The organism is Cellulomonas olei (assembly GCF_039548315.1).
Lineage (GTDB): Bacteria > Actinomycetota > Actinomycetes > Actinomycetales > Cellulomonadaceae > Cellulomonas.
Window position 1 is genome coordinate 76,796 of sequence record NZ_JBCLVN010000011.1, and the last position, 25,206, is coordinate 102,001.

The following is a 25,206-nucleotide window of genomic DNA, read 5'->3' on the forward strand; positions in this document are numbered from 1 at the left end:
GGGTCAGCCGTCGACGCGCTCCAGGAACGCCAGGACCGCGGACGCCAGCGCGTCGGGGGCCTCCAGCGCCACGTGGTGCCCGACCCCGTCGAGGAGCACCGACCCGACCGGGCCCCGGACGACCTGCCCGAGGGTCGCGGCCGTGAACGGACCGCCGGAGCCGCCGACGGCGAGCGCCGGCACGGTCAGCGGACGCGCGGCCACGAGCGAGCGCAGCTCGTCCGCCTCGGTGAGCAGCGAGCGGTACAGGCCTGCGGCCCCGTTCCAGCCGCCCGGCCGGCCGTACGTCCGGGCGAGCTCCGCGACGTCGGCGTCGGTGACGGCGCCGGGGACGGCGGTCATCGTCGGGAAGGCCCAGGCGCCGAGCACCTCCCGCTCCCGACCCGCCAGCAGCAGGTCGGGGATCCCGGGCGCCGCCAGGACGCCGATGTGCCAGGAGCCGCCGTGCGTCACGTCGGCGAACGCCTCGAGGCCGTACCCCGCGAGGCCCATCTCGACGGCGACGAGGCTCGCGACGTCCTCCGGGTGCTGCGTCGCGAGCCGCAGGACGGCGCCACCCGCGACGTCCTGCGCCAGCACGTGCACGGGGCCGAGGCCCAGTGCCTGCACCAGCGCGTGCAGGTCGTCGGCCGCCACGGCGCTGCCGAACGCGTCGTCGGCGACCGCGGAGTCACCGAACCCCCGCAGGTCGACGGCCACCACGCGGTGCCGCGCGGCGAGCAGGGGGAGGAGCCGGTGGAACGCCCACCAGGTCTCGGGGAAGCCGTGGACGAGGAGGACGGGCGAGCCCTCCGCGCCGGCGGTGACGTGGTGCAGCCTCGTGCCGCCGACGTCGGTGACGTGGTGGACGACGCCGGGGATCGTGGCTCCGGGGTGGGGGACGGGCACGGGGACCTCCTTGATGGACAACCGGGTTGTCAGCCTGCGGTGTGCGCAACGTGGTTGTCAATACCCCCGGCCCGCCTCTAGGCTCGACGCCGTGCCCGTCCCGACCGAGACACCCCCGACCGACCCCGCCGCGGGCGTGCGCCTCGCGCTCCTGCTGCTGGGGGCCTTCGAGCAGCTCGTCGACGAGGTCGTCGCCGAGCTCGACCGGCAGGGTCATCCCGGCGTGACCGCGAACCTCGAGTTCGCGCTCGCCGCTGTCGCCGACGGCGCCGACAGCGCCTCCGCCCTCGGGCGCCGGCTCGGGACCAGCCGCCAGGCCGCGGCCAAGACCGTCGCCACCCTCGAGCAGCTCGGCTACGTGGAGCGCGTCGACGACCCCGCCGACGCGCGGCTCAAGCGGCTGCGCGTCACCGCGCGCGGGCACGAGATGACACGGATCGGTGCCGCGACCTTCGGCGAGCTGCGGGCGCGGTGGGCCGCGCCCCTGTCGCCCGGGACCGCCGACCGCGTCGAGGAGGCGCTGGCGCAGCTCGCCGGCACGCGGGCCCCCGGGGCGCCGGGGACGGGGGCCGGCTGACGGGTCCGCGGTGCCGACCCAACGTTCCGCGGCCCCCAGGACTTGGAGGGGCATGAGACCTCCGCGGGACGCCGACCCACCCCCCGACTTCGCGACGTGGTACGCCGCGGAGCTGCCGCGCACCTGCCGCGCGCTCGCGCTCGCCGTCGGCGACCCGGGCCTCGCCGAGGAGGCCGCCGCCGAGGCGTTCGCCCGGGCGCTCAACGCCTGGGGCACCGTCAGCCGGATGGAGCGGCCGGGCGCCTGGGTCTACACCGTCGCCCTGAACGAGGTGCGCCGGACCTGGCGCCGCGCCCAGCTGGAGCGCCGCTACGTGCAGCGCCTCCGGGACGAGGGCGTGCCGCCGCCGGCCGCCCCGGACGACGCCCTGTGGCGAGCGGTCGCCGACCTGCCGCACCGCGCGCGCACCGCCGTCGCGCTCCGCTACGTCGCCGATCTGACCGAGCCGCAGGTCGCCGAGGTCATGAACGTCTCGCGCGGCACCGTCGCGTCGACGCTCTCCGCCGCCCGCCGGCGGCTCGCCGCCGTCCTGGAACCCACCCGTGAGGAGCTCGTCCGATGACCACCGACCCGCTGGACCGCCTGGCCCTCGTCGACCCCGTGACCCCCGTCCCCGACCTCCTCGGCGTGCAGCGGCGCGCCCGCGCCCTGCGGCGCGCCCACCGGCGCACCCGCCTGGTCGGCGGCACCGTCGCCCTCGCCGCGGCGCTCACCGTCGGCGGGGTCGTCCTGCCCCAGCTCGGCGGTGACGGCACGGGCGCCGAGCCCGGTCCCGCCGCCGTCGCGCTCGGCCTCGGGGCGGCGCCGGCCCGGGCGGCGGACGTCGCGGCCGGGTGCGGCACCGGGCGCGCCGACTGGGTCGACCCCGCCGGGTGGGCCGCCGACCCCCGCATCACGCGCGCAGCGACCCTGATCGACGGCGCGCCGTGGCCGCTCGCCAGCGCCGGCGTCCACGAGACCACGATGGACTGCCCCGACGCCGTTCCGGTCGCGGTCCTGCTCGCCACCGGGCCGCAGCGCGGGGTGTCGGTGTGGTCGCAGGTCGCCGACCCGTTCCCGGCGGGCACCGAGGGCGTCACCGACGTCCGGGTGCGCGGCGTCGACGGCCGGCTGCGTGACTTCGGCGGCGGCCTCCTGCTGAGCTGGGTGGACGCCGACGGCACCCGGTGGATCGTGAACGGCAGCGGCATGACGCCCGAGGACCTCGTGTCCCTGGTGGACGGCCTGCAGCTCGACGGCTCCCGGGTCGACACCGGACGGTTGCCGGCGGGCTACGAGCCGGTGCCGGTGCCCGATGCCCCCGCGAGCCCGGTCACGCGCCGGTGGTGGGTCACGTACGGGGACACGCAGCCCGTCGAGGCGCAGGACGGCGTCGCGAAGGCCCCGCTGGGAGCCGGCGTCGAGCTGGAGTCGCGCGTGGCGACCGCCCCGCCCGAGCTGGCCGTCAGCTACTGGGCGGCGGAGACGGTGCTGGTCGACGTCGACGGCCACCGCGGCGTGTTCACCCCCTGGGGGCAGCCGGGCGTCGACGTCGGCGGGTGGCTGACCTGGGTCGACCACGGGATCGAGTACCGGCTCTCCGGGGCGCTGCCTGTCGAGCAGCTCGCCGCCCTGGCCCGCGCTGCGACGCCGGTCGCCGTGGACGACGCGCGGCTCGCGGGTCTGCCGCAGACGCCCGGGGAGTCCTGACCGGAGGGGGCCAGGCGGTGCGCGGCGACGTCACTGGCCGTCCGGCCTGGTCCGAGTACGTCGTCGTGGAGACCGACGCCGGTCCGCTGCGGTTGGGCGGCTTCGACGTCGGCGTCCCGGTCCTCGTCAGCCGGATCCAGGCGTGGGCAGGTGTGGGTGAGCAGCCGGCGGACCCGCACAGCGGATGAGCCGCTGGAGCGAGCCTGTCGCCCGCCCGCACTACACCGTGTGGTGCAGACGTAGACTCGGCGGCGTAGGGTCGGACGCCGACGACAGGGGGAGCGATGACGGCACCGCACGACGGGTCCGCGCCGGGCGACGCGCACACGGCGGGCGACGCCGCCACCCGGGCCGGCCGGGCCGCCGCCCTCAAGGAGCGGGTGTACGTGTCGTTCACGGCGCTGGCGGTGATCATCACCCTGCGGGCGCACGACACCCACGCGAGCGCCGGCACGGCCGCCGGGACGCTGGCGGTCGCCGTCGCGGCCACGGTCTGCGCGGTCTACGTCGCCGACCTGCTCAGCCACATGGTCGTCCACTCGCACCTGCCGGACCGCACCGAGCACCGGCGCATCGTCACGGGGACGCTCGGCGCCGCGTCCGTCGCGCTGCCACCCCTCGTGTGCATCGCCCTGTCCGGCACCGGCCTGTACCCGACGTCGGCCGGGCTGCTCGCCGCGATGGTCGTCACGGTGGCCACGCTGACGGCGGTCGGGGTGCTGGCCGTCCGCAACCTCGACCTGCCGCCGCTGCAGCGCCTCGTGATCCTCGCCGCGGAGGCCCTGCTGGCGGTGCTGGTGCTGGCGCTCGGCGTCCTGGCGCACCAGTAGCGCGCCCACGTCCGTGCTGGTGCCCCGTGCTCGCCGGCGCGGGCGACGGCCCCGGCTGACGCACCGGTCCGACCACGGGTGGATGCCCGGCGGGGCAGTCGCCTGGCAGCCTGGCGCGTGGCGGGCGTCCAGCCGCGGCGCCGCCGGTCCTCGATGAAAGCGCAGGTCGTCGTGTTCCACCAGGTCCCCGTCCTCCCGGTCGTCGTCCCGCTCGCCGCGGTCGTGCTCGCGGCGCTGCTGTGGTCGCTGCACCGGACCCGACGGCTCACCGCGCCGCGGGCCGTCGTCGCTCTCGTGCTGTGCGTCTACGTGGCCGGCGTCGTCGCGAACACGGTGTTCCCGGTCTTCACGGACAAGCCGGCCCGCTCGGGGGCGTGGGGCGACGCCCTGGCCCTGGTCCCGTTCGCGCACTACGAGGTGGCCGACGCGCTCATGAACGTGCTCGTGTTCGCGCCGCTCGGTGTGCTGGTGGCGCTGCTCGTCCCCCGGGCGCGGTGGTGGACGGCCCTGGTCGTGTCGGCGGTGTTCAGCCTGGGCATCGAGCTCACGCAGTACGTCACGGCCGGCCTGCTCGGCGGCGGGCACGTGGCCGACGTGAACGACCTGCTGTCGAACGTCGCGGGCGGGGTGCTGGGCTTCCTCGTGCTCGCGGCGCTGGTCCGGGTCCCCGCGGTCTCCGCGCTGGTCGACCGGTTCCGGTGGCCGCCGGTCACCACCGGGGCGCGGCCCTCGGGCGTGGCGGTGGGCGCGTGAGCGCGGGACCCGACGAGGGGCCGTTCTTCCACGGCACGCGGGCCGACCTGCGCCCCGGCGACCTCCTGACGGCGGGGTTCCCGTCGAACTACCGGCCCGAGATCACGATGAACCACGTGTACTTCACGTCGCGGGTGGCCGGCGCCGGCCTCGCCGCGGAGATCGCCGCCGAGCTCGCGCCGGGGGACGCCACGCCGCGCGTGTACGAGGTGGAGCCGCTCGGCCCGTTCGAGGACGACCCGAACGTGACCGACAAGAAGTTCCCGGGCAACCCGACGCGGTCGTTCCGCACCAGCGAGCCGCTGCGGGTGGTCCGCGAGGTCGACGACTGGCCGCGGCTGAGCCCCGAGGACCTCGCGGCGTGGCGCGAGCGGCTGACGGTGCTGCTGTCCGACGGGGGCGGCGAGATCGTCAACTGAGGGCCCGGGACGGCCCGTGCCCCGGGTCGCCGCCCCGGCCGCCGGGTCCGGCGGTCACGTGGCGGCCTCGTCAGCCCCCGGCGGACCCCTGTCGCGCCCGGACGAGGCCGACGGTCACCAGGACGCCCGCCACGAGCGTGAGCGTGCCCCCCGCCGCGTGCACCACCCCGCCGAACTGCGCGACCTGCTGCGGGGTCCACGCGCCCGCCGACACGTCGCCCGTGACCAGGGCCGCGAGGAACGTCCCGCCGACCGCGACGCCGGCGGCGGTGGCGACCTGGGCCGCGGTGTCCGCCAGCGCCGCCCCGGTCGTCGTCCGGTCGGCAGGCAGGCCGCGCATGACGTTGGTGCCCGCGACCACACCGTTGACGCGCATGCCGGCCGCGACCAGCACGAGCGCGAGGGCGACCCAGGCGTACCCGCGCCCGCCGAGCACGACGTAGGCGAGGAGCCCGAGCACCACGGTCAGCGCGCTGAGCGAGGCGGCGCGCTCGAGGCCGAGCCGTCGCATCACCGGCCGGATCAGGAACCCGCCACCGATCAGCACGACCACCTGCGGCAGGGTGCCGACGGCGGCCCGGGCGGGGCTCCAGCCCCAGGCCAGCTGCAGCTGCAGGGTCACGAGGAAGCCCAGTCCCGCAGTCGCCAGACCCGTCGCGGCTTTGAACGCGAGGCCGGACGACACCAGGGGGTGGGCCACGAGGCGCAGGTCGAGCAGCGGGTGCGGTGTCGACCGCTCGCGCACGACGAAGGCCGCTGCCGCCACGAGTGCCCCTCCGGTGGCCGCCCACGGCAGCCAGGCCGGCGCACCGGCCTCGGTGAACAGCACCGGCGCCACGAGTGCCAGCACGACCGCCGCGGTACCGAGCACGCCGGCGGGAGCGTCGGCGGGGGACCGGTGGAGGTCGGCGAGCGCGTCCGCGGCGACCCCGCGCCGGATGCACACGAACGCCAGCGCGGCGACGGGCGCGTTCACGATCAGCAGCGCCTGCCAGGGCGCGACGGCGAGGAGGAGGCCGCCGACGGTCGGACCCAGGGCGAGCCCGACCAGACCGACGGTCGAGATCACCGTGGTCGCACGGACGCGCAGCTCGTCGGCATCGAACAGGCGGAATGCGAGCGCCAGCGACCCGGGCGTCGTCATCGCCGCGGCCACCCCCATGACGGCCCGCACCGCCACGAGCTGCCAGATCGTCGTGACCGCCCCCGTCGCCAGGGCAGCGGCCGCCAGCAGCACGAGACCGGCGAGCATCACCCGGCGGCGGCCGACCCGGTCGGCGAGGGCGCTCAGGGTGAGCATCAGCCCGCCGAACACCACGGCGTAGGAGCTGGTCACGAGCTGGAGCGTCGCCGCCGACGCGTGGAGCTCGCGGCCGATCGTCGGCAGCGCGACCGTGAGGACGGCGTTGTCGAGCATCTCGACGAGGAAGACGGCGGAGAGGCCGATCAGGGCGACCCGGGCCTCACGCAGGCTGCGCGGCGGTCGGCGCGGGGCGGGCGGCGGGACGACGGGGACGCGGGGCTGCGCACGCACGGGCACTCCTTCGAGGAAGAAGTGGCGGCTCACCCGAGTCCGCGTGCGCGCGCCGTCCGCGGTGCGGCCGGCGTTTTTCCTTCGGCGGGAGCATAGTCCCCGGGCGGGCGCCGCGACGGCGACCGCGAACGCGGGGCACGCGTCAGGCCAGGCTCCTGATCGCGTCCGCGACCGCGCCCGGGTTCTCCCAGGCGGTGAAGTGCCCGCCCCGCCCCAGGCGCTCGAAGGAGCGGATGTCCGTGTAGCTCTTGTCGCCGAGCGACCGGGGGTAGCCGCGCTCGTGCGTGTTGACGAGCAGGGCGGCAGGCACCGTCACGACCGGGTGGAGGTCGAAGTCGGCGGGCTCGGCGTAGGACCGGAAGCTCGTGCCGATCGACCGGGTGAACCAGTAGAGCGACGTGAGCGTCAGCAGCTCGTCCACCGGGATGCGATCCAGCCCCGTGGCAGTGCCCCCGTCGCTCCACGCGGCCACCTTCTCGGCGATCCAGGCGAGCAGGCCGGCGGGCGAGTCGAGCAGACCGACCGCCAGGGTGTCGGGGCGGGTGCCCTGCTGGTGCGCGTACCCGGTCTCCTCGGGCCGGTAGGTGCCGGCGAGGAACGCCTGCTCGCCCTCGTCGAGCTCCACGCCCGCGCGCTGCTGCGCGGAGAACGACGGGTGCGAGGCGACGATGCCCGCGACGTGGTCGGGGTACATCCCGGCGATCCAGTCGGCGACCGGCGCCCCGATGTCCTCGCCGTAGACGAGGTAGCGCTCGTGACCGAGCCCGTCGGTCATCATGTGGTGGAACAGCTCGGCGACCCGGCGGGCGGAGAACGGCTCCCGCAGGGCGGGGGAGTGCAGGTAGCCCGGGAGCGACGGCGCGACGACCCCGTGGTCGCCCGCGAGCTCGTCGGCCAGGGGCACCATCTGCGCGTAGGTGTACGGCCACCCGTGGAGCGCGAGGACCGGGAGCGCGCCCTCGCGCCGCGGGGGACGCCAGAGGGCGTGCAGCTGGGCGCCGTCGCCCGTCAGGAGGAGCTGCCGCTCGCGCCCGAGGCGTGCCTCCACCGCGTCCCAGTCGAGCGCGAGCCACCTGTCCACGAGGCCGCCCAGGACGTCCACGGGGATGCCGCGCTCCCACGGCCGGCCCGGCTCCTGCGCGGGGAGACGTGTCCGCTCGAGCCTGCTGCGGAGGTCCTCGCGCGCGGGTCCCGGCACGCGGAACGCGAGGTCGCCGGTGTGCCAGCGTCGGCCCTGGGGCATCGGTGTCTCCTTCTCGGTCGGCCGCGCGGGTCCCGGGTGGGAGCCGGGCACGTCATCCACGGCGTTCGGCGCGGTGCCGGCGCACCCGGTCGCGGGTCGCGCACCGGTCGCAGCAGAATGTGCGGGTCCCACCCGGGGACCCGTCGAGGAACGGCGTGGTGCACGGGTCGCTGGCGCACCGGCGGATCCTGCGGCGGCACCCGCCCGCGACCGCCTCCATCAGCGGCACCAGCACCTCGGCCCAGACGGGACCCGCGGGGTCCGCGCCGAGCGAGGTGAAGCGCACGCCGGAGCGGTCGGCCGACGGGGTGATCCGGTGGGTCCGCGCGAGCCCGTCCAGGAGGGACAGCGCGTCGTCGTCGGTGCCGTCCAGCAGGACGGCGCCCAGGACGTCGCGGACCGCGCGGGCGGCGCCGTCGTCCACGAGGCGGGCCGCCGTGGGCGCGACCGGGGACAGCAGCGAGCGGAAGGCGTCGACGTCCAGCTGGTCCGGCCACGGACCCTCGGGGCGCGTCGCCGCGACGGCGAGGAGCGCGGAGACGGTGTCGTCGTGCACGCGGCGAGGCTACCGTGCGTAACGGTGTCGGGGCACATCGGGGCGTTACGCCGCCCGTGCGCGTGCCGTCGGCGCCGCCGCCGTGACGACCTCGCCGCCCGACGTCACCGCCGTGCCCGCGGCAGCCCGCTGACGCGCACGATGAGCCGGTCGTACGCGCGGTCCCCGAGCCAGCGCCGGGCCAGGACGGCCGCCCGGGCGGCGCCGATCGCGTAGCGGGTACGCGGCCTCCGGGCGGTCGCGGCCGTCGTGATGACCCGGGCGACCGTCGCCGAGGGCGTCAGGCGGGCGGTCCCGCCGGTGTGGTCGTACCCGGCGGCGAGCGGGACGGCCAGCCTGGCGTAGGGCCCGGAGCCCGATGTCTCGCGCAGCAGGCGCGCGGCGATCCCGCCCCACTCGGTGTCCGTCGGCCCCGGCTCCACCACGACGACGTCGATCCCGAACGGCGCGAGCTCGATGCGCAGGCAGTCGCTGATCGCCTCCAGCGCGAACTTCGTGCCGTGGTACCACGAGCCCAGCGGCGTGTGCGCCTTGCCGCCCCCGGACGTCACGTTGACGATGCGGCCACGGCCGGCGTCGCGCATGTGCGGCACGACGAGCTGGATCAGCCGCGCGGCGCCGAACACGTTCACGTCGAACTGGCGGCGGCCCTCGTCGAGCGGCGTCTCCTCGAGCGAACCGAGCGAGCCGTAGCCCGCGTTGTTGACGAGCAGGTCGATCCGGCCGGTCTCGGCGAGCACGCGGTCGACCGCGGCGACGAGCGTCGCGTCGTCGGTCAGGTCCATCGGGAGGGGCCTGACCCCCTCGTCCGCGAGCGCGGCGAGGCGTTCCACCCGCCGGCCGGAGCCGTACACGGTCCAGCCCTGCGCGTGGAGGGCTCGGGCGGTCGCCGCGCCGATGCCGGAGGTCGCTCCGGTCACGAGTGCTACCTGGTGGGTGTCCATGGCGTAGAGTGAACCATAGTTCACTTAAGCCGTCCGCGGAGGAGGAGCGTCCATGGTCGAGGTCCCCCGACGAGCGAATGCGGTGCGCAACCGGGCCCGCATCCTCGACGTCGCGCGCGCGCTGCTGGCCGAGCGCGGCACGGCCGTGGGGATGGACGAGATCGCCGCAGCGGCCGGCCTCGCCGTGGGCACGCTGTACCGGCACTTCCCGAACAAGCGCGACCTCGTCGTGGCGGCGCTCGGGGAGACGCTCGCGGAGGTGACGGACGAGATCGACGCCGCGGCGAGCAGCATCCGGTCCGGCGCACCGGCGGGGGAGGTGCTCGAGGCCCTGCTCGCCGACGGCGCCGGGGCGGAGCGGCGGCTGCACGCGCTCAAGGAGGCGGCGGTCCTCCTCGGTCACGACAGCCACGCCACGCCCGCGATGTCGACCATGACGCGTGCGATCGAGGGTCTGCTGGCCGCCGGCCGGGACCGCGACCAGATCCGGGCGGACATCGGCGCCGACGACATCTACCTGCTGCTCGCCAGCGCCCCGCGCGACGAGCGCCGCTCCCGGTGGGTGCACCTCATGCTGGCGAGCATCGTGCGGGCGTGACACCACGCCGGCGCTCCACCTGCCGCCGGGCCGGCATCGCCGGGAGACCCGCGCCCCCGGCGACGCCGCCCGTCAGCCGGCCGCCGGCCGCGGCCCGCGGAGCGTCACCTGGATGCTCCCGCCCACCTCCAGGTCGACCCGGGTGCACGCCGCCGCGGGATCCTCGACGGCGCTGGTCGGCCAGTGGTGCGCGGTCCCGAGCGCCTGCGCCACGACCGCCTCGGCCTCCGTGAGGTCGAGGCAGGTGTCCGCGATGCCCGTCCGGAGCTCGTCGCGCAGCTCCAGGACCTCGGGCACCACGTCGCCGCGCGCGACCAGCGTCTCCAGCGACTCGAAGGGGCCGGTCGCCACCACGGTCAGCCGCCGCCCGCCCGCGTCGACGACGACGCCGGCGCACGCGCCCGTCCCGGCGTCCTCGTCCACGTCGACCGCCCAGTCCCCGAGGGACAGTCGGTCCAGCTGCGCCTGCGCCGCCGCCGCGGCCGCCGCCGGGTCCAGGCACCCCGTGACGGGCCCGTCCACCAGGTCGTGGACCGACGACTCCAGCTCCTGCGCCGCCAGGTCCGCCGGGCCGGCCGGGTCCAGCAGCTCGGCGCCGTCGGGCACGCGGTCGCGCGGCACGACGACCACCGGGTGCCAGGCGTCCCGGAACGCCACCGGGTCCTCGATGGGCGGCAGCCCGGCGAGCTCCTGGTAGCGGGCGCAGTCGGCGACCGGGTCCCCGGTGAGCGCCGGCCCGCCGCTCGTGAGCTCCCCGGTCTCCCCGAGCGGCCCGTAGTCGAGCGAGCAGGTGATGCCGTCGGCGCCCCCGTCGGAGCCGTACCAGTCCTGGTAGCCGGCGTAGGCCGCGCCTCCTCCCACCAGCAGCGCCAGGGCGCCGCCGACGGCGGCCGCGCGCCGGGCCCACCGGCGGGGGCCGCGCACCGCGGGCCGGGCCCCGGAGGCCAGCACGGCGGTGCGCAGGGCGAGCAGCGCATCGGGGTCCACACGATCCAGGTCGGCGCGCGCCAGCGGGTCCGCCGCGCGCAGGGCCGTCACCAGGTCGTCCGTGCTCGTGCCGTCGTGCTGCATCACGCCTCCTCGGTGCTGGGTCGGACGGTGGTGGCGAGCCGGGCGCCGCGCGCCCGGCCGTCCGGGGGACCTGGTTCGCCGCCGTCGGGGGCCCGCTCGTCCCGACGCAGGTCGGTCACCAGGTCCATCTGCTCCCGCAGCCGGCGCCGGGCGCGGTGGAGCCGCACGCGCACCGCCGCCCGCGACACCCCCAGCACCTGGGCGATCTCGTCGTGCGCCAGCTCCTCCCACGCGAGCAGGCGCAGCACCTCCTGGTCCGCGTCGGGCAGGCGCCGCATGGCCGCCAGCGCCGGGGGCTCCGGCTCCGCGGGCTGCGGGACCACCTCCGTGAGCTGGTCGCGCAGCCGGTCCGCCAGGGCGTCCCGCCGCCGCTCGCCGCGGTAGTGGTTGGCGAGCACCCGCCGGGCGACCCCGAACAGCCACGGGCGCGCCGCCTCGCCGGCCGGGACGTCGTCCAGCCGCCGCCACGCCACGAGGAACGTCTCGGCGACCACGTCGGCGGCGTCGGCCGGGTCGCTGACCCGCCGCAGCGCGTACGCGAGCAGCGGCCGGTGCGTGCGTTCGAACAGTGCGGCGAACCGCTCGTCCGGTGTCATCGTCGCCCTTCCACGTCGGGGAGCCTTCCACCTCCGACGTGTCCGGCAGGCGTCCGGGCGTTACAGCCCCCGGCCCACCTCCGTGGGAGCCCCGGCAGCCGGGGGGCAGGCGGTCCCGGACCGTCGCGGGCGCAGCGGTGCCGCTACGCCATCCCCGCGCGGTGGGCGAGCACGACCACCTGCGCCCGGTCCCGCGCGCCGAGCTTCATCATGGCGCGGTTGAGGTGCGTCTTGACGGTGAAGGGCGAGATGAACAGCTGCGCAGCGATCTGCCGGTTGTCCGCGCCCTGGGCGGCCGCGGCCACCACGTCGCGTTCCCGCGCCGTCAGCGTGGCGATCCTGCGCGCGAGGTCCTCGTCCTGCGTGTCGCGCGCCTGCCGCCCGGAGGAGTCCTCGACCACGACGCTCAGGGCGTGGGCCGACAGGGCCGCGCGTCCGCCCGCGACCGCGAGGACGGCCTCGACGAGCTCGTCGGGTCCCGCGCTCTTGCCCAGGAACCCCGAGGCGCCGGCACGGAGCGCGGCGACGGTCTCGGCGTCCCCGTCGAACGTCGTCAGCACCAGGACGCGGGTGTCCCGCAGCCGGGAGTCCCGCCGCAGGCGACGGGTAGCCTCCACGCCGTGGAGCCCGGGCATCTGCAGGTCCATCAGCACGACGTCGGGGCGCAGGTCGACCGCCTGACGCACCGCGTCCGCGCCGTCGGTCGCCTCGCCGACGACCACGATCCCGTCCGAGCCGTCCAGGATCGCGCGCAGGCCGGTACGCATCATCGCCTGGTCGTCCACCAGGAGGACCCGCGTCACCACGTCGCGTCCGGCTCGGTCGCGTCGGCGCGCCGCACCGCGTGCCGGGTCCGCGGGAGCCAGGCGTGCACGGAGAACGAGCCGGCGTCCGCGCGGAGCTCCAGCGACCCGCCGGCCTGCTCGACGCGCTCGCGCATGCCGACCAGGCCGTAGCCGGCGGCCCGCCGGCTCGGCAGGTCGGCCACCGGGTTGCTCACGTGGACGGCGACGGCGTCGCCCTCGTCGGCGACAGCCACCGTGACGCCCCCGGCACCGTGACGGTGCGCGTTGGTCAGCGCCTCCTGCACGACGCGGTAGAGCGCCGCGCCCACCGCCGGGTCGAGCCCGTCCAGGTCGACGTCGACGTCCGCCACCACCTCGTCACCGCGCGCCGCCGCCTCGGCGAGCAGCGCCGGCACCCCGGACGCCGAGGCGCGCCCCGTCACCTGGTCGTCCGCGGACGCGCCCGACCGGAGCACCGCGACGATGTCCCGCAGCTCCAGCAGCACCGCCCGGCTCGCGCCGCGCACCTGCTGCAGGGACTCCTCGGCGCGGCCCGGGTCCGCGCGCAGGTGCCGTTCCGCGGCACCCGCCTGCACGTTGATCGCGGCGATCGAGTGCGCCACCGCGTCGTGCAGGTCGCGTGCGATGCGCAGCCGCTCGTCCGTGATGTGCCGGGCCGTCTCGCTGGCACGGGCGGCGCGGACCGCCGCCGCCTCGTGCTCCAGGGCGAGCACGTAGTCGAGGTTCGCACGCACCGCGGAGCCGAGCACGAGCGCCAGCGCCGTCCACGTGGTGACGGTCAGGAACGACACCAGGAGCGTCGCCCCGTCGCCCGCCGCGGCGATCGTGAGCGACAGCACGACGAGCACGCCGACCGCCAGCGCCGGGACCGAGCGGCCGCGGACGTGCATCGCCGCACTGAACAGCGCCGCGCAGGTGAGCACCGCGTACACGGTCGGGTCCGCGCCGAGCGCCGCGGCGACGACCGACAGCACGCAGACCACGCCGGTGGCGACCCGCAGGTGGCGGCGTCGCAGCGCCAGCACCACCGCGACGGCTGCCAGGACGACGACCTCCGCGACACGGCCGTCCCGGACGAGGAGCGCCCCGCGGACGACCACGGCGACCAGCAGGGCGACGTCCAGCACGCCGTCCCACAGGTCCTCGTCGCCGGGCCGCCGGAGCCCGGGGCGGGGGAGCGCGAGACCAGGGAGGCGGCCGCCGGTACCCGCGCGCGCCGGAGGGGACGGACGGTCGGCGGGCTCCATCAGCCCCCTTCCGTCGTGGTCGAGCCGATCGTCGTGGAGCGGCCGGCTGCGTCCAGCATCCACGACCCCGACGCGGCCGTCACGCCCGCGCCCCGCTCCGGGGCCGAGATCAGCCCACCGGCGTAGGCGGGTACTGCGGGCGCAGTACGCCGCCCGGCCGCGAGGCCCGCCGGACGGTCAGCCGCGCGCCCGGATCGTCGCGTCGAGCACGCTCATGAGCTGCGCGACCCGCGTGCTGCCCCGCGGGGCGGCCGGGTACCGGCGCAGGACGTCCGGCACCGGGGGAGCGGCGCGACCGGCGATCAGGCGCACGGCCTCGCGGTCGTCGCCCGTCCTCAGCTCGGCCACCCGGGCGGCGCACGCGGCGGCACGCAGGATGTGACCGACCTGGGTCGCCCTCGCGACCGGGTGGAGGTACGCCGCCGCCGCCGCGTCGCCGCACGCGAGCGCGGCGAGCCGCGCCGGCTCCGCGGTCACGTCCCGGGCTGCCCGGTGCGCCGCGAAGGCCGCCGTGCGCTGGAGGTTCGACCGGGCGGCGCCGTCGGCGAACACCCGCGCCGCCGCGAGCGCCTCGCGCGGGCGCGGGTCGTCGGGGGCGACCGCCTCGAACTCCGGCAGCAGCCCCTCCGCGCAGCCCGCGGCGAAGCGGACGACGGCGCGCAGCTCAGCCGTCGAGAGGTCGACGTGCTCGGTGGTCACGTCCTCATCGTCCCCGACGCGGCGTCCGGCGGGGGCCGCGGGCTCTGGTGCGACGACCCGTCAGGCGGCCTCGACGGGCAGCCAGAGCTCGACGGTCGCCGTGCTGAAGTCGTCGGCGCGGTCGAGCACCGCGACCAGCTCGGGCCCGGGACGCAGCCGCCACGGGTTCGACGGGAACCACTCGGTCGCCGTCGCGGCCCAGAGCTCCTGCAGCGCGGCGGGGTAGGGGCCGGACGCCCGGAACACCGCCCACGAGCCGGACGAGACGGCGAGCACGTCGAGGTCGGCGGGCACGTCCACCTCGTCCGACACGGCCACGCCGTGCAGGTAGGTCAGCTCCATGCCCTCCCGGCGGTCGGGGTCGAGGTCGGCGCTCACGGCGAGCAGACCGCGCGGCTCGGTGTCGCCGAGGTCCTTCAGGCGCTGGTGCTCCTGCGGCGGCAGCGACGCGACGTGCTGCTGGATCGCAGGGTTGACGCCCTCGTGCACGAGGGGGACACGGGTGGCGTGCCCCACCAGGCGGAACGCGGGGCGGGAGTCGATGCGGACGTCCATGGGTGATGCTCCTTCGACGGTCAGGCGGAACCTCAGGCGAGGCTGGCTGCGGAAGGGGCCACCGTCACGTCGCGCCCGGCCCGGGCTGATGCCGTGCACGGCCTGGAACGCCCGGCCGAACGCCTCGGCCGACCCGTAGCCGTAGCGCACGGCGATGCCCAGCAGGTCCTCGGACCGGCCCACGACGTCCGCCGCGGCCACGGTCATCCGCCGGCGGCGCACGTACTCCGACAGCGGCATGCCCGCCAGCGAAGAGAACATGCGCCGCAGGTGGTACTCGGTGGTCCCGACGGCACGCGCGAGGCGGGCGACGTCGAGCTCCTCGGCGAGGTCGGCCTCGACGAGGTCCACGAGCCGGTTGAGCGAGGTGATCACGGTGCTCCCTTCCGCCGACGACTCTGGCGCGTGCGGACGCCGCACGACCCGATCATCGCCGTCCGGTGCGATCAGGAGCGGCACCCGCTCAGTGCTCGTCGGCGCTGCGCGAGCTCGTCAGCGACCGTGCACCGAGCAGGCCGATGACGGCCACGACGACGGCGAGGACCAGGTACGTGACGCGCTCGCCGCGGAAGAACGAGTCGACCAGCGCCGCGGGCCAGTCGCCGTCGGGGAGCACGGTGGTGACGAGTGCGGCGATGAGGGTGCCGGTCAGGGCGGTGCCGAACGAGGTCCCGATCTCCTGGGTCGTGTCGTTCAGCGCCGCGCCGAGGGACGTGCGGTCCTCGGGCACGGCGGCCATCAGCGCCACGGCGCAGGTGGTCATGAGCGTCCGCAGGCCGAGCGAGAGGCCGAGCACCGAGACCGCGACGGGGAGGTAGCCCAGGCCGCTGCCGACGGCCCACGCGAGACCACCGAGACCGGTCGCGAGGAACCCGACCCCGATCGTGCAGGCCGTGCGGTGGCCGTAGCGCCGGATCAGCCCCTCGGACACCGGCGTCCCGCCGATCATCGCGACGACCATCGGCAGGTTGGCCAGTCCCGCCTGGAGCGGGCTCCAGCCGAGCGCGTACTGGAAGTGCAGGATCAGGCCGAACATGACGCCCGCCATGGCGACGGACGACGCCACCTGGACGACCGCCGACCCCCGCACGGTGCCGGAGCGGAACAGCGTGAGGTCGAGCATCGGCGCGCGGGCGGTGCGCTCGCGCCGGACGAAGCCCACGACGGCCGCGACCGCCCCGGCCGCGCACGCCAGGGTGGCCGGGGCGAGCCAGCCGTCGCCCACGCCCACGGTCAGCGTCTCCATGGTCAGCCCGATGGCGGCGACGGACAGCAGCGCGCCCGGGAGGTCGAGCCTCGTCCGGGTCAGGCCGGCCGGGTCGTCCGCGGGGACGCCGAGCCGGATCCCGATCGCGGCGATCAGCGCGATCGGGGCGTTGACGACCAGGAGCCACTCCCACCGCACGTGGACCAGGGCCGTGCCTCCGAGCAGCGGGCCGAGGACGAACCCGGACATCCCCACGACGATCATCACGGTGACCGCCCGCATCCGGACCGTCTCGTCGTCGAACAGCCGGAACACCAGGGAGTTCGTGATCGGCGCCATGGCGGCCGCCGCGATGCCGAGGGCGGCGCGCAGCAGGATGAGCTGGCCGGCCGAGTCGACGAGGACGACGAGCAGGCTGGTCAGGCCGAAGGCGACGAGGCCGACGTCGAGGACCCGGCGGCGCCCGAAGCGGTCGGCGATCGAGCCTGCCGTCAGCAGCAGGCCGCCGAAGGTCAGCGAGTAGGCACCGGTGACCCACTGGAGCGCCGTCGTGCCGGCGCCGAGGTCGCGGCCGATCGTCGGCAGCGCGATCGACAGGAGCGTGTTGTCGACCATCTCGACGAAGAACGCCAGGCACAGGGCGGCCAGGGGGATCCAGGCGGCGCGGAGCGAGGGGTAGGTGCGCGCCGGCGCTGCGGTGGGCACGGGCTGGGTGAGTGCGGACACGGGGGACCTGCGATTCGGGGTCGGAGGGCATGACGGGGCGGGGCGGCGCCCGGGCGGGGGCCACCCTCGGTGGAGCGCCCGCGTGCGACGACGCCGGCGCGCGCCGGCCTACCGGCCGTCGGTGGAGCGCGGGTCACCGCCGTCCGGACGGTCGGAGCGGTCGTCGTCGGCACCGCGCCGGGCGCCGCGGCCCGGGAACCGGTCCCCGTGGCCACCCCAGGGTCCGCGGCCGCCGCGGGGACCGAACCCCGCCGGACGCGACCCGGGACCGAAGACGGGACCGCCGCGACGGTCGAACCCGCCCATCTCCTCGAGGCGACGCATGCGCTCCTCCATGGCGAGGGCGAAGTCGTCGTGCTCCGGGTCGAGGCCCATGCGCTCGGACAGCGCCGCGATCAGCCGGTCGAGGTAGCCCGACAGGGTCTCCTGCTCCTCGTCCGTCAGGCACTCGAAGATGTCGGTGTCGTCCGGGGACTCACCCTGCTCGACGGAGCGACCGGCGTCCGTGAGGGTGACCAGCATGACGCGGCCGTCGTCCGGCGACTGTGCGCGCGTGACGTAGCCGGCCTTGACCATCTTGCCGATCAGCTCGTTGAGCGAGGCCGTGGACATCCCGAGCACGGCGGCGAGGTCCCTGGTCGGGATGTTGTCCTTCAGCTTCAGCGCGGCGAGCAGACGCCCCTGCCCGCGCGTCCTGTCCGCCAGCGGGCCGCGCCCACGGAACGACCGCGCGCGGTGGTGGTTCGCCAACCACATGAGGCGCATGAGCTTCATCCTGAGGTCCTGGGTCATGAGAGCTCCCGATGTTCGATGGGTACCAGATCTACAGGTACCCGCTGGACCGAATCTATGGGTACCTGTCAGACCTGTCAACACCGGGATCCCGACGACGGCGCAGGAGCACCGCACCCCCGGCGACGCCCTGGCCCGGGCGGCGTCACCGCCCACCTCGGCCGGCCCCGGGTCCGACTGCGGGTCCGACTGCGGGTGGACGACGGCACCTCGCGCCGACCACCACCATGGCCCGGTGCCGTTCACGCTCGCCCATCCCGCCGCCGTCCTCCCGCTGGCCCGCCGTCCGCTCGTCCCCGCAGCCCTCGTCGCCGGCGCACTGAGCCCCGACGTGCCCTACTTCCTGCCGCTGCGCAGATCGGCCGACGCCTGGTACGAGCCCGTCGTCAACGCCACGACCACGCACAGCTGGCCCGGGGCGCTGACGGTGGCGGTGCCGACCGCGGCGGTCCTGCTCGGGCTGTGGCTGCTCGTCCGGGAGCCCGCGCGCACGGTGCTCCGGCCGGACACCCGCCCGGCGGGGGAGGGCACGTCCCGGTCCGGGACCGCCGTCCGGGCCGCCTGGGTCGCCGCCTCGCTGCTGCTGGGGGTGCTCACCCACGTGGTGTGGGACGCCTTCACCCACGGGGACGGCGTGATCGTGCGGAACGTGACGTGGTTCCGGGAGCCGCTGGTCGGCGACGTGCCCGCCGGCCGGGTCCTGCAGCACCTGAGCACGGTCGTCGGGCTGCTGGTCCTGGCCGTCTGGGCCGCGCGAGCCGTCACGGCGTGGCACCGCGGAGGAGGCCGGCCGCGGCTCGACCGGGCCCGGATCGCGGTCGTGACCGCACTGGTCGTCACAGGCGTCATCGGGGCGGTGCTCGGCGGCACGGCCGAGGCCGGCTCGGGGCTCGAGGGCGTGCTCTCCGGGGCCGCGAAGACCGGCCTGGCGGCGTCCGCGGCGGCGGTCCTCGTCGCGGCGGCGCTGTGGTGGCTGCTGCGGGCGCGGACGGTCGTGACGCCGCGCAGCCCGCGACCTGCGGGTCGGCGCTAGCGGTTCCCGTAGCGAGCGGACATGGTCAGCACGGCCTCGTCGACGGCGCGGGCGACCTCACCCTCGTCGGGGTCCCAGTCGGGGAGGAACATCCGCGGCCACAGCACGAAGGTCGAGATCATGCCCAGCATCTGGGTGGCTGCCATCGTCGGGTCGTCGACGGCCAGCGTCCGCGCCCGGGAGGCCGCGGTGAGGTAGGCCCGCACCTCCTCGAAGAAGGGCATCTTCCCGAGGTCGAACTGCCGGCGGCCCAGCTCGGGGGACGTCGGCGCCTCGCTGATCACGAGGCGGAACAGGTCGGCCATCCCCGGCCGGGTCAGCAGCTCGGCGTACAGCGTCCCGAGAGCACGCAGCCCCGCCTCGGGGTCGGCGGGGTCGAGGTCGGCGGGCCGCGCCTGCGGGGTCCACACGTCGGTGACGATCGCGTCGAACAGCGAGTCCTTCGTCGGGAACCGCTTGAACAAGGTGGACCGGGAGACTCCCGCGGCCGCGGCGACCTGCGCCAGGGACGTGCGGGCGAACCCCTGGGTCCCGAAGAGCGCGGTGGCGGCGGCGAGGATCGCGGCCCGCTTGTCGGCGGCGACCTGCTCGTGGAACGACGACATCCCTGGCACGGGACAGGAGTCTACCGGCGGGCGAGTGGCTTGACTCGCCTCACGCGCGGGGTGACGATGGCGTGCAGCGAGTCACTTGACTCGCCTCACGAGAGGGAGCCACCATGACCGAACGCTTCAGCGGGGAGGTCGTCCTGGTGACGGGAGCCACCGGCGGGATGGGCGCGTCCCACGTCCGGGGTTTCCACGCCGAGGGTGCGCGGGTCGTCGTCGCGGGTCGCCGCAACGACGCGGGCGCGGCACTCGTGGACGAGCTCGGCGCCCGCGCCGTGCACGTGCACCTCGACGTCACCGAGCCCGAGGACTGGGGGAGTGCGGTCGCCGTCGCCGAGGCGGCGTTCGGCCCGATCTCCGTCCTGGTCAACAACGCGGGCCTGCAGACACCGCCCGCGCCGATCGAGCACACCCGTGCCTGATCCCGGGACCGCTCGAGACGGCCGACCGGACCGTGCGGCCGTCAGGGCGGCGCTGTCCATCGACCGGTGGTCGAGTGCTGCCGCGCGCACGATCGACCTGACCACCACCGGCGCACGCTCCGGGCGCCCCCGCAGGATCGAGATCTGGTTCTACCGCGCGGGCGACGACCTGTACCTGACCACGACGCCGGCACGCCGCCACTGGTACGCCAACGTCCGGGCCCACCCGCGGATCGTCGTGCACCTCAAGCACGGCGTCCGCGCCGACCTGCCCGCCACCGCGGTCGTCATCACGGACCCCGTCGAGCGTGAGCGGGTGCTGCGCGAGATCGTCGAGGAGCTCCGGCACCCCGACAACCGCGGGGGAGTCCAGGGGATCGTCGGCACGGTCGAGGACTGGGTGAGCGGGAGCCCGCTCGTCCGGATCGACCTGGACGACCGCTCGCTGCTGCCCGGCGGTCGGTGAGCACGTCGTCGGTCAACCCCACGCCGACGGCGCACCGATATGCTCTTGCTTCGGATGATCTGATGTCGTACGTTCGCGCCATGCCTCGTTCCCGGACCGTCGCCACCTGGGCCCTGCCGCTGCCCGACGCCACACCTCCCGCGACCATGCGCCTGCACCAGCTGCCGACCGGGACGTACACGACCCGTGCCGCCCTGGCGGTGACCGGGGGACGCTTCCGCGACCGCCGGGAGCTCGCGGCCACGGCGGTGCTCGTCCAGCACCCGGACGGCGACCTGCTGATCGACGCGGGCTTCGGTGCGGGCCTCGACGACCACGTGCGCATGCTCGCCCGCATGGAGCGTGCGCCGTACCGCCGGACCCGGACGGTCCGGGAACAGCTCGACGCGGCCGGGTACGACTACTCGCGTCTGCTCGGCGTGCTGGTGACGCACGTGCACTGGGACCACGTCAGCGGCCTCGACTCCCTCGACGTCCCGGTCTGGCTCACCAGCGAGGAGCGGGCCTACGGCGCCACCGACTCGCACGGGGCGGTGTTCCGCTCCGTCTCCCGCGACCACGAGATCCGCGAGTACGAGATCGACGGGCCGCCCTACCTCGGCTTCGCCGCGAGCCACGACGTCCACGGCGACGGCTCGGTGGTCGTCGCCCGGGCCGGGGGACACACGCCCGGGTCGGTCGTGGTGTTCGTGACCCTGCCCTCGGGCGCGCGCTACGGGTTCATCGGGGACCTGACCTGGCAGCTCGACGGGATCACACGCGGGGCGGAGCGTCCGTGGCTCCTGCGGCGCGTCGCCGACACGGACGCCGCCGTCGTGCGCGCCGGGCTCGACCGCAGCATCGCTCTGCGCGACGTGGTGCACATCGTCCCGTCGCACGACGTCTCGGCGTACGCGCCGATCCCCGTGCTGGCGGCCGGCGCCGACGACCAGCCGGGGCTCGAGCCGTGAGCGCCACGCCCGACCGCGCCGCGGGCCACCCGTCGGCGTACGGTCCGGGGCCCGACTCGGAGATGACGTGGCTGCTGCACCGCGCGGCGCAGCGCATGCGCGCCGTCACCGGAGCCGCAGCAGCGGCGCACGGCTGCTCCCTGCGCGACCACATCGTGCTCAGCGCGGTCGACAAGTCGCCCGGACTGACCCAGATCGAGCTCGGGCGAGCCCTCGGCATCGACAAGACGACGCTGACGAGCGAGCTGGACCGGCTGACCCGCGCCGGCCTGGTCGAACGGCGCGTCGACCCGCGCGACCGCCGTGCCCGCGTCATCGCGCTCACCGGCGCCGGCGACGAGGTGCGCGCGGCGATCGCAGCCGACGCCGAGCGCGCCGAGGCGGCCGCACTCGCCCCCTTCGACGCCGACCAGGTCGCCGCGATGCGCGCGATGCTGTTCGAGCTGATCGGCACCACCGACGACCCCGGCACGTCGCTGTGACGGCCGAACCGCCCGACAGCCGGGTCGCGCGGGGGCGCGCCGTGTATGCGCGCAACCTCGGCCTGCCCGAGACGGAGATCGAGGCGCGGATGAGCGACCGGTCGGGGACGCTGTTCACCACCGAGGCGTACGCCGCGGCCGGCGGGCCGGCATGGCGCACCGACGAGCTCACGGACCGCGACAGGAGCATCGCCGTCATCGCCGCGCTCGTGGGTCAGCACGTCACGGACGACCGGCTCGACGTCTACCTGGGGCTCGCGCGCCGCAACGGCGTCTCGGAGGACGGGCTCGAGTCGCTCATGGTGCTGCTCGCCTCCTACCTCGGCCAACCGAGCACCTCGCTCGGCGCCGCCGCCGTCCGACGGACGCGGCAGCACACGCCGGGCGGCGGTGGGGGAGACCGGGCCTCACGGCCCGCTCACGGGTCGGTGCGGGTTCACGGGAGCGACGCCGTGCCGGTCGGACGCCGGGGCGGGCCGGATCATCCCGCGACCCGTGAGTGACTGTTAGGGATCCGTGAGGATCGGCGCGTCCGGCGCAGCTCCTGATCCTCGGCACGGTGCGATGCGTGTGCGCTGCAGCTCGCAGCATGGACGTGCCGACCCCGGGGGAGATGCTGTGCCTGTCGTGTCCGTGCGTCTGCGGGCGCGGTTGAGTGCGCACCGCGGCCCGGGGCAGCTGGTGGTCCTGGGGTTCGCGGCGGCGGTGGTGGTCGGCACGGTGCTGCTGTCCCTACCGGTCTCGGCGGCGCCGGGGCAGACGCCGTCGTTCATGGCGGCACTGTTCACGGCCACGTCGGCGGTGTGCGTGACCGGGTTGGTCGTGGTCGACACCTCGACGGCATGGTCCGGGTTCGGCCAGGGAGTCGTGCTGGCGCTGATCCAGGTCGGCGGCTTCGGCATCATGACCCTGGCGTCGCTGCTCGGCGTGCTGCTGTCGCGGCGCCTCGGGCTGCGGACCCGGCTGACGGCGGCCGCCTCGACCCGCAGCGTCGGCCTGGGCGACGTCCGCCAGGTCCTCGTCGGCGTCGGGGCCATCACCGCGGTCGTCGAGATCACCACCGCCACGGTCCTGACCGCACGGTTCATGACGGTCTACGACGAGCCGTTCGGTCGCGCGCTGTGGCACGGTGCGTTCCACTCGGTGTCGGCGTTCAACAACGCCGGGTTCGCGCTCTACCCGGACAACCTCGTGCGGTTCGCCTCCGACCCGTGGGTGTGCGTGCCCCTCACCCTGGCGGTGCTCGTGGGCGGCATCGGCTTCCCGGTGCTCCTCGAGCTGCGCCGCAGCAGGTGGCGTCCCCGGCGGTGGTCCCTGCACACCCGCCTGACGCTGCTGCTGACCGCGGTGCTCCTGCCCGCGGGGTTCCTGCTCATGGTGCTCGGCGAGTGGTCCAACCCCGCCACGCTCGGGTCGATGGACACCGGCGGCAAGCTCCTGAACGCGTTCGTGCACGCCGTGATGCCCCGCACCGCCGGGTTCAACACCGTCGACGTCGCCGGGATGAACCCGGGGACGTGGCTGGGCACGGACGTCCTGATGTTCATCGGCGGCGGCAGCGCCGGCACGGCCGGCGGGATCAAGCTCACCACGTTCGCGGTGCTGCTGTTCGCGATCTGGTCCGAGCTGCGCGGCGACCCCGACGTCACCGTGTTCGACCGCCGCATCTCGACCACCACGCAGCGGCAGGCGCTGGCGGTGGCCCTGCTCGGCGTGGCGGCAGTGGTCGCCCCGGCCATCGTCATCACCTCGACCTCGGGGTTCAGCGGCGACCAGGTGCTGTTCGAGGTGGTCTCCGCGTTCGCCACGGTCGGCCTCTCGACCGGTATCACCGCCGACCTGCAGGTCTGGCACCAGCTCCTGCTCGTCGCCCTGATGTTCCTCGGACGCCTGGGGCCGATCACCCTCGGGACCGCGCTCGCACTGCGGGAACGACGCCGGCTCTTCCGCTACCCGGAGAGCGCCCCCGTCATCGGATGACCACCACGCCGACGACTCACCTCCGGGGAGGCCTCCGGGTCAGCAGAGCCGCCCGGCCCGCGGCTCGCGACAGGCGTGCCGCAGCTGCCTGTGCTGGTGGGTCAGCCGCGGGCCGCGTCGCGAGTGAACCGGCGGAACTCCAGGTGCGTCTCCAGCACCTGCGCGAGGGTGTGGGCGTGCTTGATCTCGCGATCCGTCCAGACCCTGGGAACCAGGTCGAGCGCCTCGATCGCACCGAGGAACGTCCCGTCCAGCGAGACGACGGGCGCCCCCAGGTACGCACGGAAGCCCGGGTACCCCGCGACGAACGGGCTGGTCGCGAAGCGTGGGTCGGCGGCCATGTCCGGCACCGCCAGCACCGCGTCAGGGGCGGCCAGGATGTGCCGCGCGAACGACTCCTCCCGGGGGATCTGCCGCACGTCCGTCCCCACCCGGGCCTTGAACCACTCCTGCGAGGCGTCGAGGACGGCGATCGTCGCGGCGGGCACGTGGAGGAGGTCGGCGAGCAGCTCGACCAGCTCGTCGTACTCGGGCTCGTCGAACGTCTCCACGACCGCGTACTGGGCAAGGGCATCGAGGCGCCGGGCCTCGTCCTGGTCGACGACTGCGACGCTGGGGTCGGTCGGCATCGGTGCCTCCGCTTCTCGTCACCACCGGGTTGTGGTCCCCGTAGCATCGGCCGGCCGGACGGGTAGCAAAGGTGTTCTTCGTCCCGGAAGGTCAGGAGAGGACGTCCGCCCACGTCATCGGTGACATCCCGAACCAGGCTCGCTCACTGCCAGGTCGGGCCGGGCGGCCAGCACCTCACGAGCTCGCGCGACGCGCGGAAGCCGTCGCTGTCAGAGCCCAGGAGGTCCTCGACCCGGTTCGCACGGGGACCTCCACGCCCGACGGACGGTGGGAACCGCTCTCCGAGCACTGAGCCCGGACCACAGCCTCGCGGCGTCGTCTGCGTATCGGGATCGTCGTCCTGGTCTCGAATGGGGCGGCGACGAACCACCGGGCGTCTCGAGGGTGATCGAGTGCGAACACTGGCGACAGACAGGCTCCTGCTCCGGGACTTCACCGCTGGCGACGTCGAGGCGGTGCACGCCTACGCGGCCGACCCCGAGGTGTGCCGGTACACGGAGTGGGGGCCGAACACGCTGGAGCAGACTCACGAGTTCGTCGACCAGAGGGTCGCGGCCGCGTCTCAGCCGGAGCGTGCCGCGATCACCTGGGCCATCACGGTCGGCGGGGCCCTGGTAGGGGCGTGCATGGTCTCCGTGACGAGCGCCCAGCACCGTCGTGGCGAAATCGGCTACGTCCTGGCGCGGGAGCACTGGGGGAGGGGCTACGCCACGGAGGCCGCGTCGGCGGTCCTCGCCTTCGCCTGGGACGAGCTCGGCATGCGGCAGGAAGGCGTCATGCGTTCCCACATGCTCATCCGCGGGAACCGCGAAGACAGCCTGCTGTTCGCCGCTGTCGCCGACGACCGCCGAGGCACCGCCTGACGTCAGCAGGGCACGGTCAGGGCGATACGCAGTCCACTACTG

At 75.5% G+C, this 25,206-nt stretch carries 30 protein-coding genes; 15 read left to right on the top strand and 15 right to left on the bottom strand.

Features of this window, described 5'->3' with window-relative positions; translation table 11 throughout:
* Positions 1–3 precede the first annotated feature (3 nt).
* Positions 4–888, bottom strand: a complete 885-nt coding sequence (locus AAHH18_RS05810) for an alpha/beta fold hydrolase (RefSeq protein WP_343300903.1) — start codon at positions 886–888, stop codon at positions 4–6.
* A gap of 91 nt (positions 889–979) precedes the next feature.
* On the opposite strand from AAHH18_RS05810, the gene AAHH18_RS05815 reads away from it, so the two are divergent.
* The 6 genes from AAHH18_RS05815 to arr all read left to right on the top strand — a co-directional run bounded on the left by AAHH18_RS05815 (position 980) and on the right by arr (position 5,156).
* On the top strand, positions 980–1,465 hold the full coding sequence (locus AAHH18_RS05815; RefSeq protein WP_343300904.1) for a MarR family winged helix-turn-helix transcriptional regulator: 486 nt from the start codon (positions 980–982) through the stop codon (positions 1,463–1,465).
* 52 nt (positions 1,466–1,517) lie between these two features.
* A complete protein-coding gene (locus tag AAHH18_RS05820; RefSeq protein WP_343300905.1) occupies positions 1,518–2,027 on the top strand; it encodes a sigma-70 family RNA polymerase sigma factor in 510 nt (169 codons plus the stop codon).
* Positions 2,024–3,154, top strand: coding sequence for a hypothetical protein (locus AAHH18_RS05825; RefSeq protein WP_343300906.1), 1,131 nt, complete (start codon positions 2,024–2,026; stop codon positions 3,152–3,154). The genes AAHH18_RS05820 and AAHH18_RS05825 overlap by 4 nt, the downstream gene beginning before the upstream one ends.
* 284 nt (positions 3,155–3,438) lie before the next feature.
* Positions 3,439–3,984, top strand: coding sequence for a hypothetical protein (locus AAHH18_RS05830; RefSeq protein WP_343300907.1), 546 nt, complete (start codon positions 3,439–3,441; stop codon positions 3,982–3,984).
* A 153-nt stretch (positions 3,985–4,137) separates the two neighbouring features.
* Positions 4,138–4,737: a VanZ family protein gene (locus AAHH18_RS05835; RefSeq protein WP_283320369.1), complete on the top strand. Its 600-nt coding sequence runs from the start codon at positions 4,138–4,140 to the stop codon at positions 4,735–4,737.
* Complete coding sequence (gene arr, locus AAHH18_RS05840) at positions 4,734–5,156, top strand: NAD(+)--rifampin ADP-ribosyltransferase (protein ID WP_283320368.1); 423 nt, start codon at positions 4,734–4,736, stop codon at positions 5,154–5,156. Before AAHH18_RS05835 ends, arr begins: the two co-directional genes overlap by 4 nt.
* 70 nt (positions 5,157–5,226) lie before the next feature.
* Here arr and AAHH18_RS05845 read toward each other — a convergent pair whose 3' ends face one another.
* The 4 genes from AAHH18_RS05845 to AAHH18_RS05860 form a co-directional block, all read right to left on the bottom strand.
* The gene (locus tag AAHH18_RS05845) at positions 5,227–6,690 is read right to left on the bottom strand and encodes an MFS transporter (RefSeq protein ID WP_343300908.1); all 1,464 of its coding nucleotides are present in this window, start codon (positions 6,688–6,690) and stop codon (positions 5,227–5,229) included.
* A 142-nt stretch (positions 6,691–6,832) separates the two neighbouring features.
* Complete coding sequence (locus AAHH18_RS05850) at positions 6,833–7,933, bottom strand: epoxide hydrolase family protein (protein WP_343300909.1); 1,101 nt, start codon at positions 7,931–7,933, stop codon at positions 6,833–6,835.
* A gap of 52 nt (positions 7,934–7,985) precedes the next feature.
* Complete coding sequence (locus tag AAHH18_RS05855) at positions 7,986–8,489, bottom strand: CGNR zinc finger domain-containing protein (protein WP_343300910.1); 504 nt, start codon at positions 8,487–8,489, stop codon at positions 7,986–7,988.
* Positions 8,490–8,593: 104 nt separating this feature from the next.
* On the bottom strand, positions 8,594–9,433 hold the full coding sequence (locus AAHH18_RS05860) for an oxidoreductase (RefSeq protein WP_343300911.1): 840 nt from the start codon (positions 9,431–9,433) through the stop codon (positions 8,594–8,596).
* 52 nt (positions 9,434–9,485) lie between these two features.
* Between AAHH18_RS05860 and AAHH18_RS05865 the strand changes: the two genes are divergently transcribed.
* Positions 9,486–10,031: a TetR/AcrR family transcriptional regulator gene (locus AAHH18_RS05865; protein ID WP_343300912.1), complete on the top strand. Its 546-nt coding sequence runs from the start codon at positions 9,486–9,488 to the stop codon at positions 10,029–10,031.
* Between the two features lie 72 nt (positions 10,032–10,103).
* On the opposite strand, the gene AAHH18_RS05870 is transcribed toward AAHH18_RS05865, so the two are convergent.
* The 8 genes from AAHH18_RS05870 to AAHH18_RS05905 form a co-directional block, all read right to left on the bottom strand.
* Entirely contained in the window at positions 10,104–11,102 is a 999-nt protein-coding gene (locus tag AAHH18_RS05870; protein ID WP_343300913.1) for a hypothetical protein, read from the bottom strand.
* On the bottom strand, positions 11,102–11,698 hold the full coding sequence (locus AAHH18_RS05875) for an RNA polymerase sigma factor (protein WP_343300914.1): 597 nt from the start codon (positions 11,696–11,698) through the stop codon (positions 11,102–11,104). The genes AAHH18_RS05870 and AAHH18_RS05875 overlap by 1 nt, the downstream gene beginning before the upstream one ends.
* Before the next feature lie 143 nt (positions 11,699–11,841).
* Positions 11,842–12,501, bottom strand: coding sequence for a response regulator transcription factor (locus AAHH18_RS05880; RefSeq protein WP_343300915.1), 660 nt, complete (start codon positions 12,499–12,501; stop codon positions 11,842–11,844).
* A complete protein-coding gene (locus tag AAHH18_RS05885; RefSeq protein WP_343300916.1) occupies positions 12,498–13,751 on the bottom strand; it encodes a sensor histidine kinase in 1,254 nt (417 codons plus the stop codon). Before AAHH18_RS05885 ends, AAHH18_RS05880 begins: the two co-directional genes overlap by 4 nt.
* Positions 13,752–13,928: 177 nt before the next feature.
* On the bottom strand, positions 13,929–14,450 hold the full coding sequence (locus AAHH18_RS05890; protein WP_343300917.1) for a putative immunity protein: 522 nt from the start codon (positions 14,448–14,450) through the stop codon (positions 13,929–13,931).
* 60 nt (positions 14,451–14,510) lie between these two features.
* Positions 14,511–15,380, bottom strand: coding sequence for an AraC family transcriptional regulator (locus AAHH18_RS05895; RefSeq protein ID WP_343300918.1), 870 nt, complete (start codon positions 15,378–15,380; stop codon positions 14,511–14,513).
* 88 nt (positions 15,381–15,468) lie between these two features.
* Complete coding sequence (locus AAHH18_RS05900; RefSeq protein WP_343300919.1) at positions 15,469–16,938, bottom strand: MFS transporter; 1,470 nt, start codon at positions 16,936–16,938, stop codon at positions 15,469–15,471.
* Between the two features lie 108 nt (positions 16,939–17,046).
* Complete coding sequence (locus AAHH18_RS05905; RefSeq protein WP_343300920.1) at positions 17,047–17,730, bottom strand: MarR family winged helix-turn-helix transcriptional regulator; 684 nt, start codon at positions 17,728–17,730, stop codon at positions 17,047–17,049.
* Between the two features lie 235 nt (positions 17,731–17,965).
* On the opposite strand from AAHH18_RS05905, the gene AAHH18_RS05910 reads away from it, so the two are divergent.
* Positions 17,966–18,763, top strand: a complete 798-nt coding sequence (locus AAHH18_RS05910; RefSeq protein ID WP_343300921.1) for a DUF4184 family protein — start codon at positions 17,966–17,968, stop codon at positions 18,761–18,763.
* On the opposite strand, the gene AAHH18_RS05915 is transcribed toward AAHH18_RS05910, so the two are convergent.
* Positions 18,760–19,368 carry a TetR/AcrR family transcriptional regulator gene (locus tag AAHH18_RS05915; RefSeq protein WP_343300972.1) on the bottom strand — a complete coding sequence of 203 codons (609 nt, stop codon included), beginning with the start codon at positions 19,366–19,368 and terminating at the stop codon, positions 18,760–18,762. The genes AAHH18_RS05910 and AAHH18_RS05915 overlap by 4 nt on opposite strands.
* A gap of 113 nt (positions 19,369–19,481) precedes the next feature.
* Here AAHH18_RS05915 and AAHH18_RS05920 point away from each other — a divergent pair, with 113 nt between their 5' ends.
* The 6 genes from AAHH18_RS05920 to AAHH18_RS05945 all read left to right on the top strand — a co-directional run bounded on the left by AAHH18_RS05920 (position 19,482) and on the right by AAHH18_RS05945 (position 23,671).
* Positions 19,482–19,793 carry an SDR family NAD(P)-dependent oxidoreductase gene (locus AAHH18_RS05920; RefSeq protein ID WP_343300922.1) on the top strand — a complete coding sequence of 104 codons (312 nt, stop codon included), beginning with the start codon at positions 19,482–19,484 and terminating at the stop codon, positions 19,791–19,793.
* Complete coding sequence (locus AAHH18_RS05925) at positions 19,786–20,259, top strand: nitroreductase family deazaflavin-dependent oxidoreductase (protein WP_343300923.1); 474 nt, start codon at positions 19,786–19,788, stop codon at positions 20,257–20,259. The genes AAHH18_RS05920 and AAHH18_RS05925 overlap by 8 nt, the downstream gene beginning before the upstream one ends.
* 80 nt (positions 20,260–20,339) lie before the next feature.
* Positions 20,340–21,209 carry an MBL fold metallo-hydrolase gene (locus tag AAHH18_RS05930; RefSeq protein ID WP_343300924.1) on the top strand — a complete coding sequence of 290 codons (870 nt, stop codon included), beginning with the start codon at positions 20,340–20,342 and terminating at the stop codon, positions 21,207–21,209.
* Positions 21,206–21,691 (top strand): MarR family winged helix-turn-helix transcriptional regulator, encoded by a 486-nt coding sequence (locus AAHH18_RS05935; protein WP_343300925.1) that lies wholly within the window; start codon positions 21,206–21,208, stop codon positions 21,689–21,691. Before AAHH18_RS05930 ends, AAHH18_RS05935 begins: the two co-directional genes overlap by 4 nt.
* Before the next feature lie 41 nt (positions 21,692–21,732).
* Entirely contained in the window at positions 21,733–22,194 is a 462-nt protein-coding gene (locus AAHH18_RS05940) for a carboxymuconolactone decarboxylase family protein (protein ID WP_343300926.1), read from the top strand.
* A gap of 115 nt (positions 22,195–22,309) precedes the next feature.
* Entirely contained in the window at positions 22,310–23,671 is a 1,362-nt protein-coding gene (locus AAHH18_RS05945) for a TrkH family potassium uptake protein (RefSeq protein WP_343300927.1), read from the top strand.
* A gap of 101 nt (positions 23,672–23,772) precedes the next feature.
* Here AAHH18_RS05945 and AAHH18_RS05950 read toward each other — a convergent pair whose 3' ends face one another.
* Positions 23,773–24,300, bottom strand: a complete 528-nt coding sequence (locus AAHH18_RS05950; protein WP_343300928.1) for a GAF domain-containing protein — start codon at positions 24,298–24,300, stop codon at positions 23,773–23,775.
* 393 nt (positions 24,301–24,693) lie between these two features.
* On the opposite strand from AAHH18_RS05950, the gene AAHH18_RS05955 reads away from it, so the two are divergent.
* A complete protein-coding gene (locus AAHH18_RS05955) occupies positions 24,694–25,164 on the top strand; it encodes a GNAT family N-acetyltransferase (protein WP_343300929.1) in 471 nt (156 codons plus the stop codon).
* Positions 25,165–25,206 lie beyond the last annotated feature (42 nt).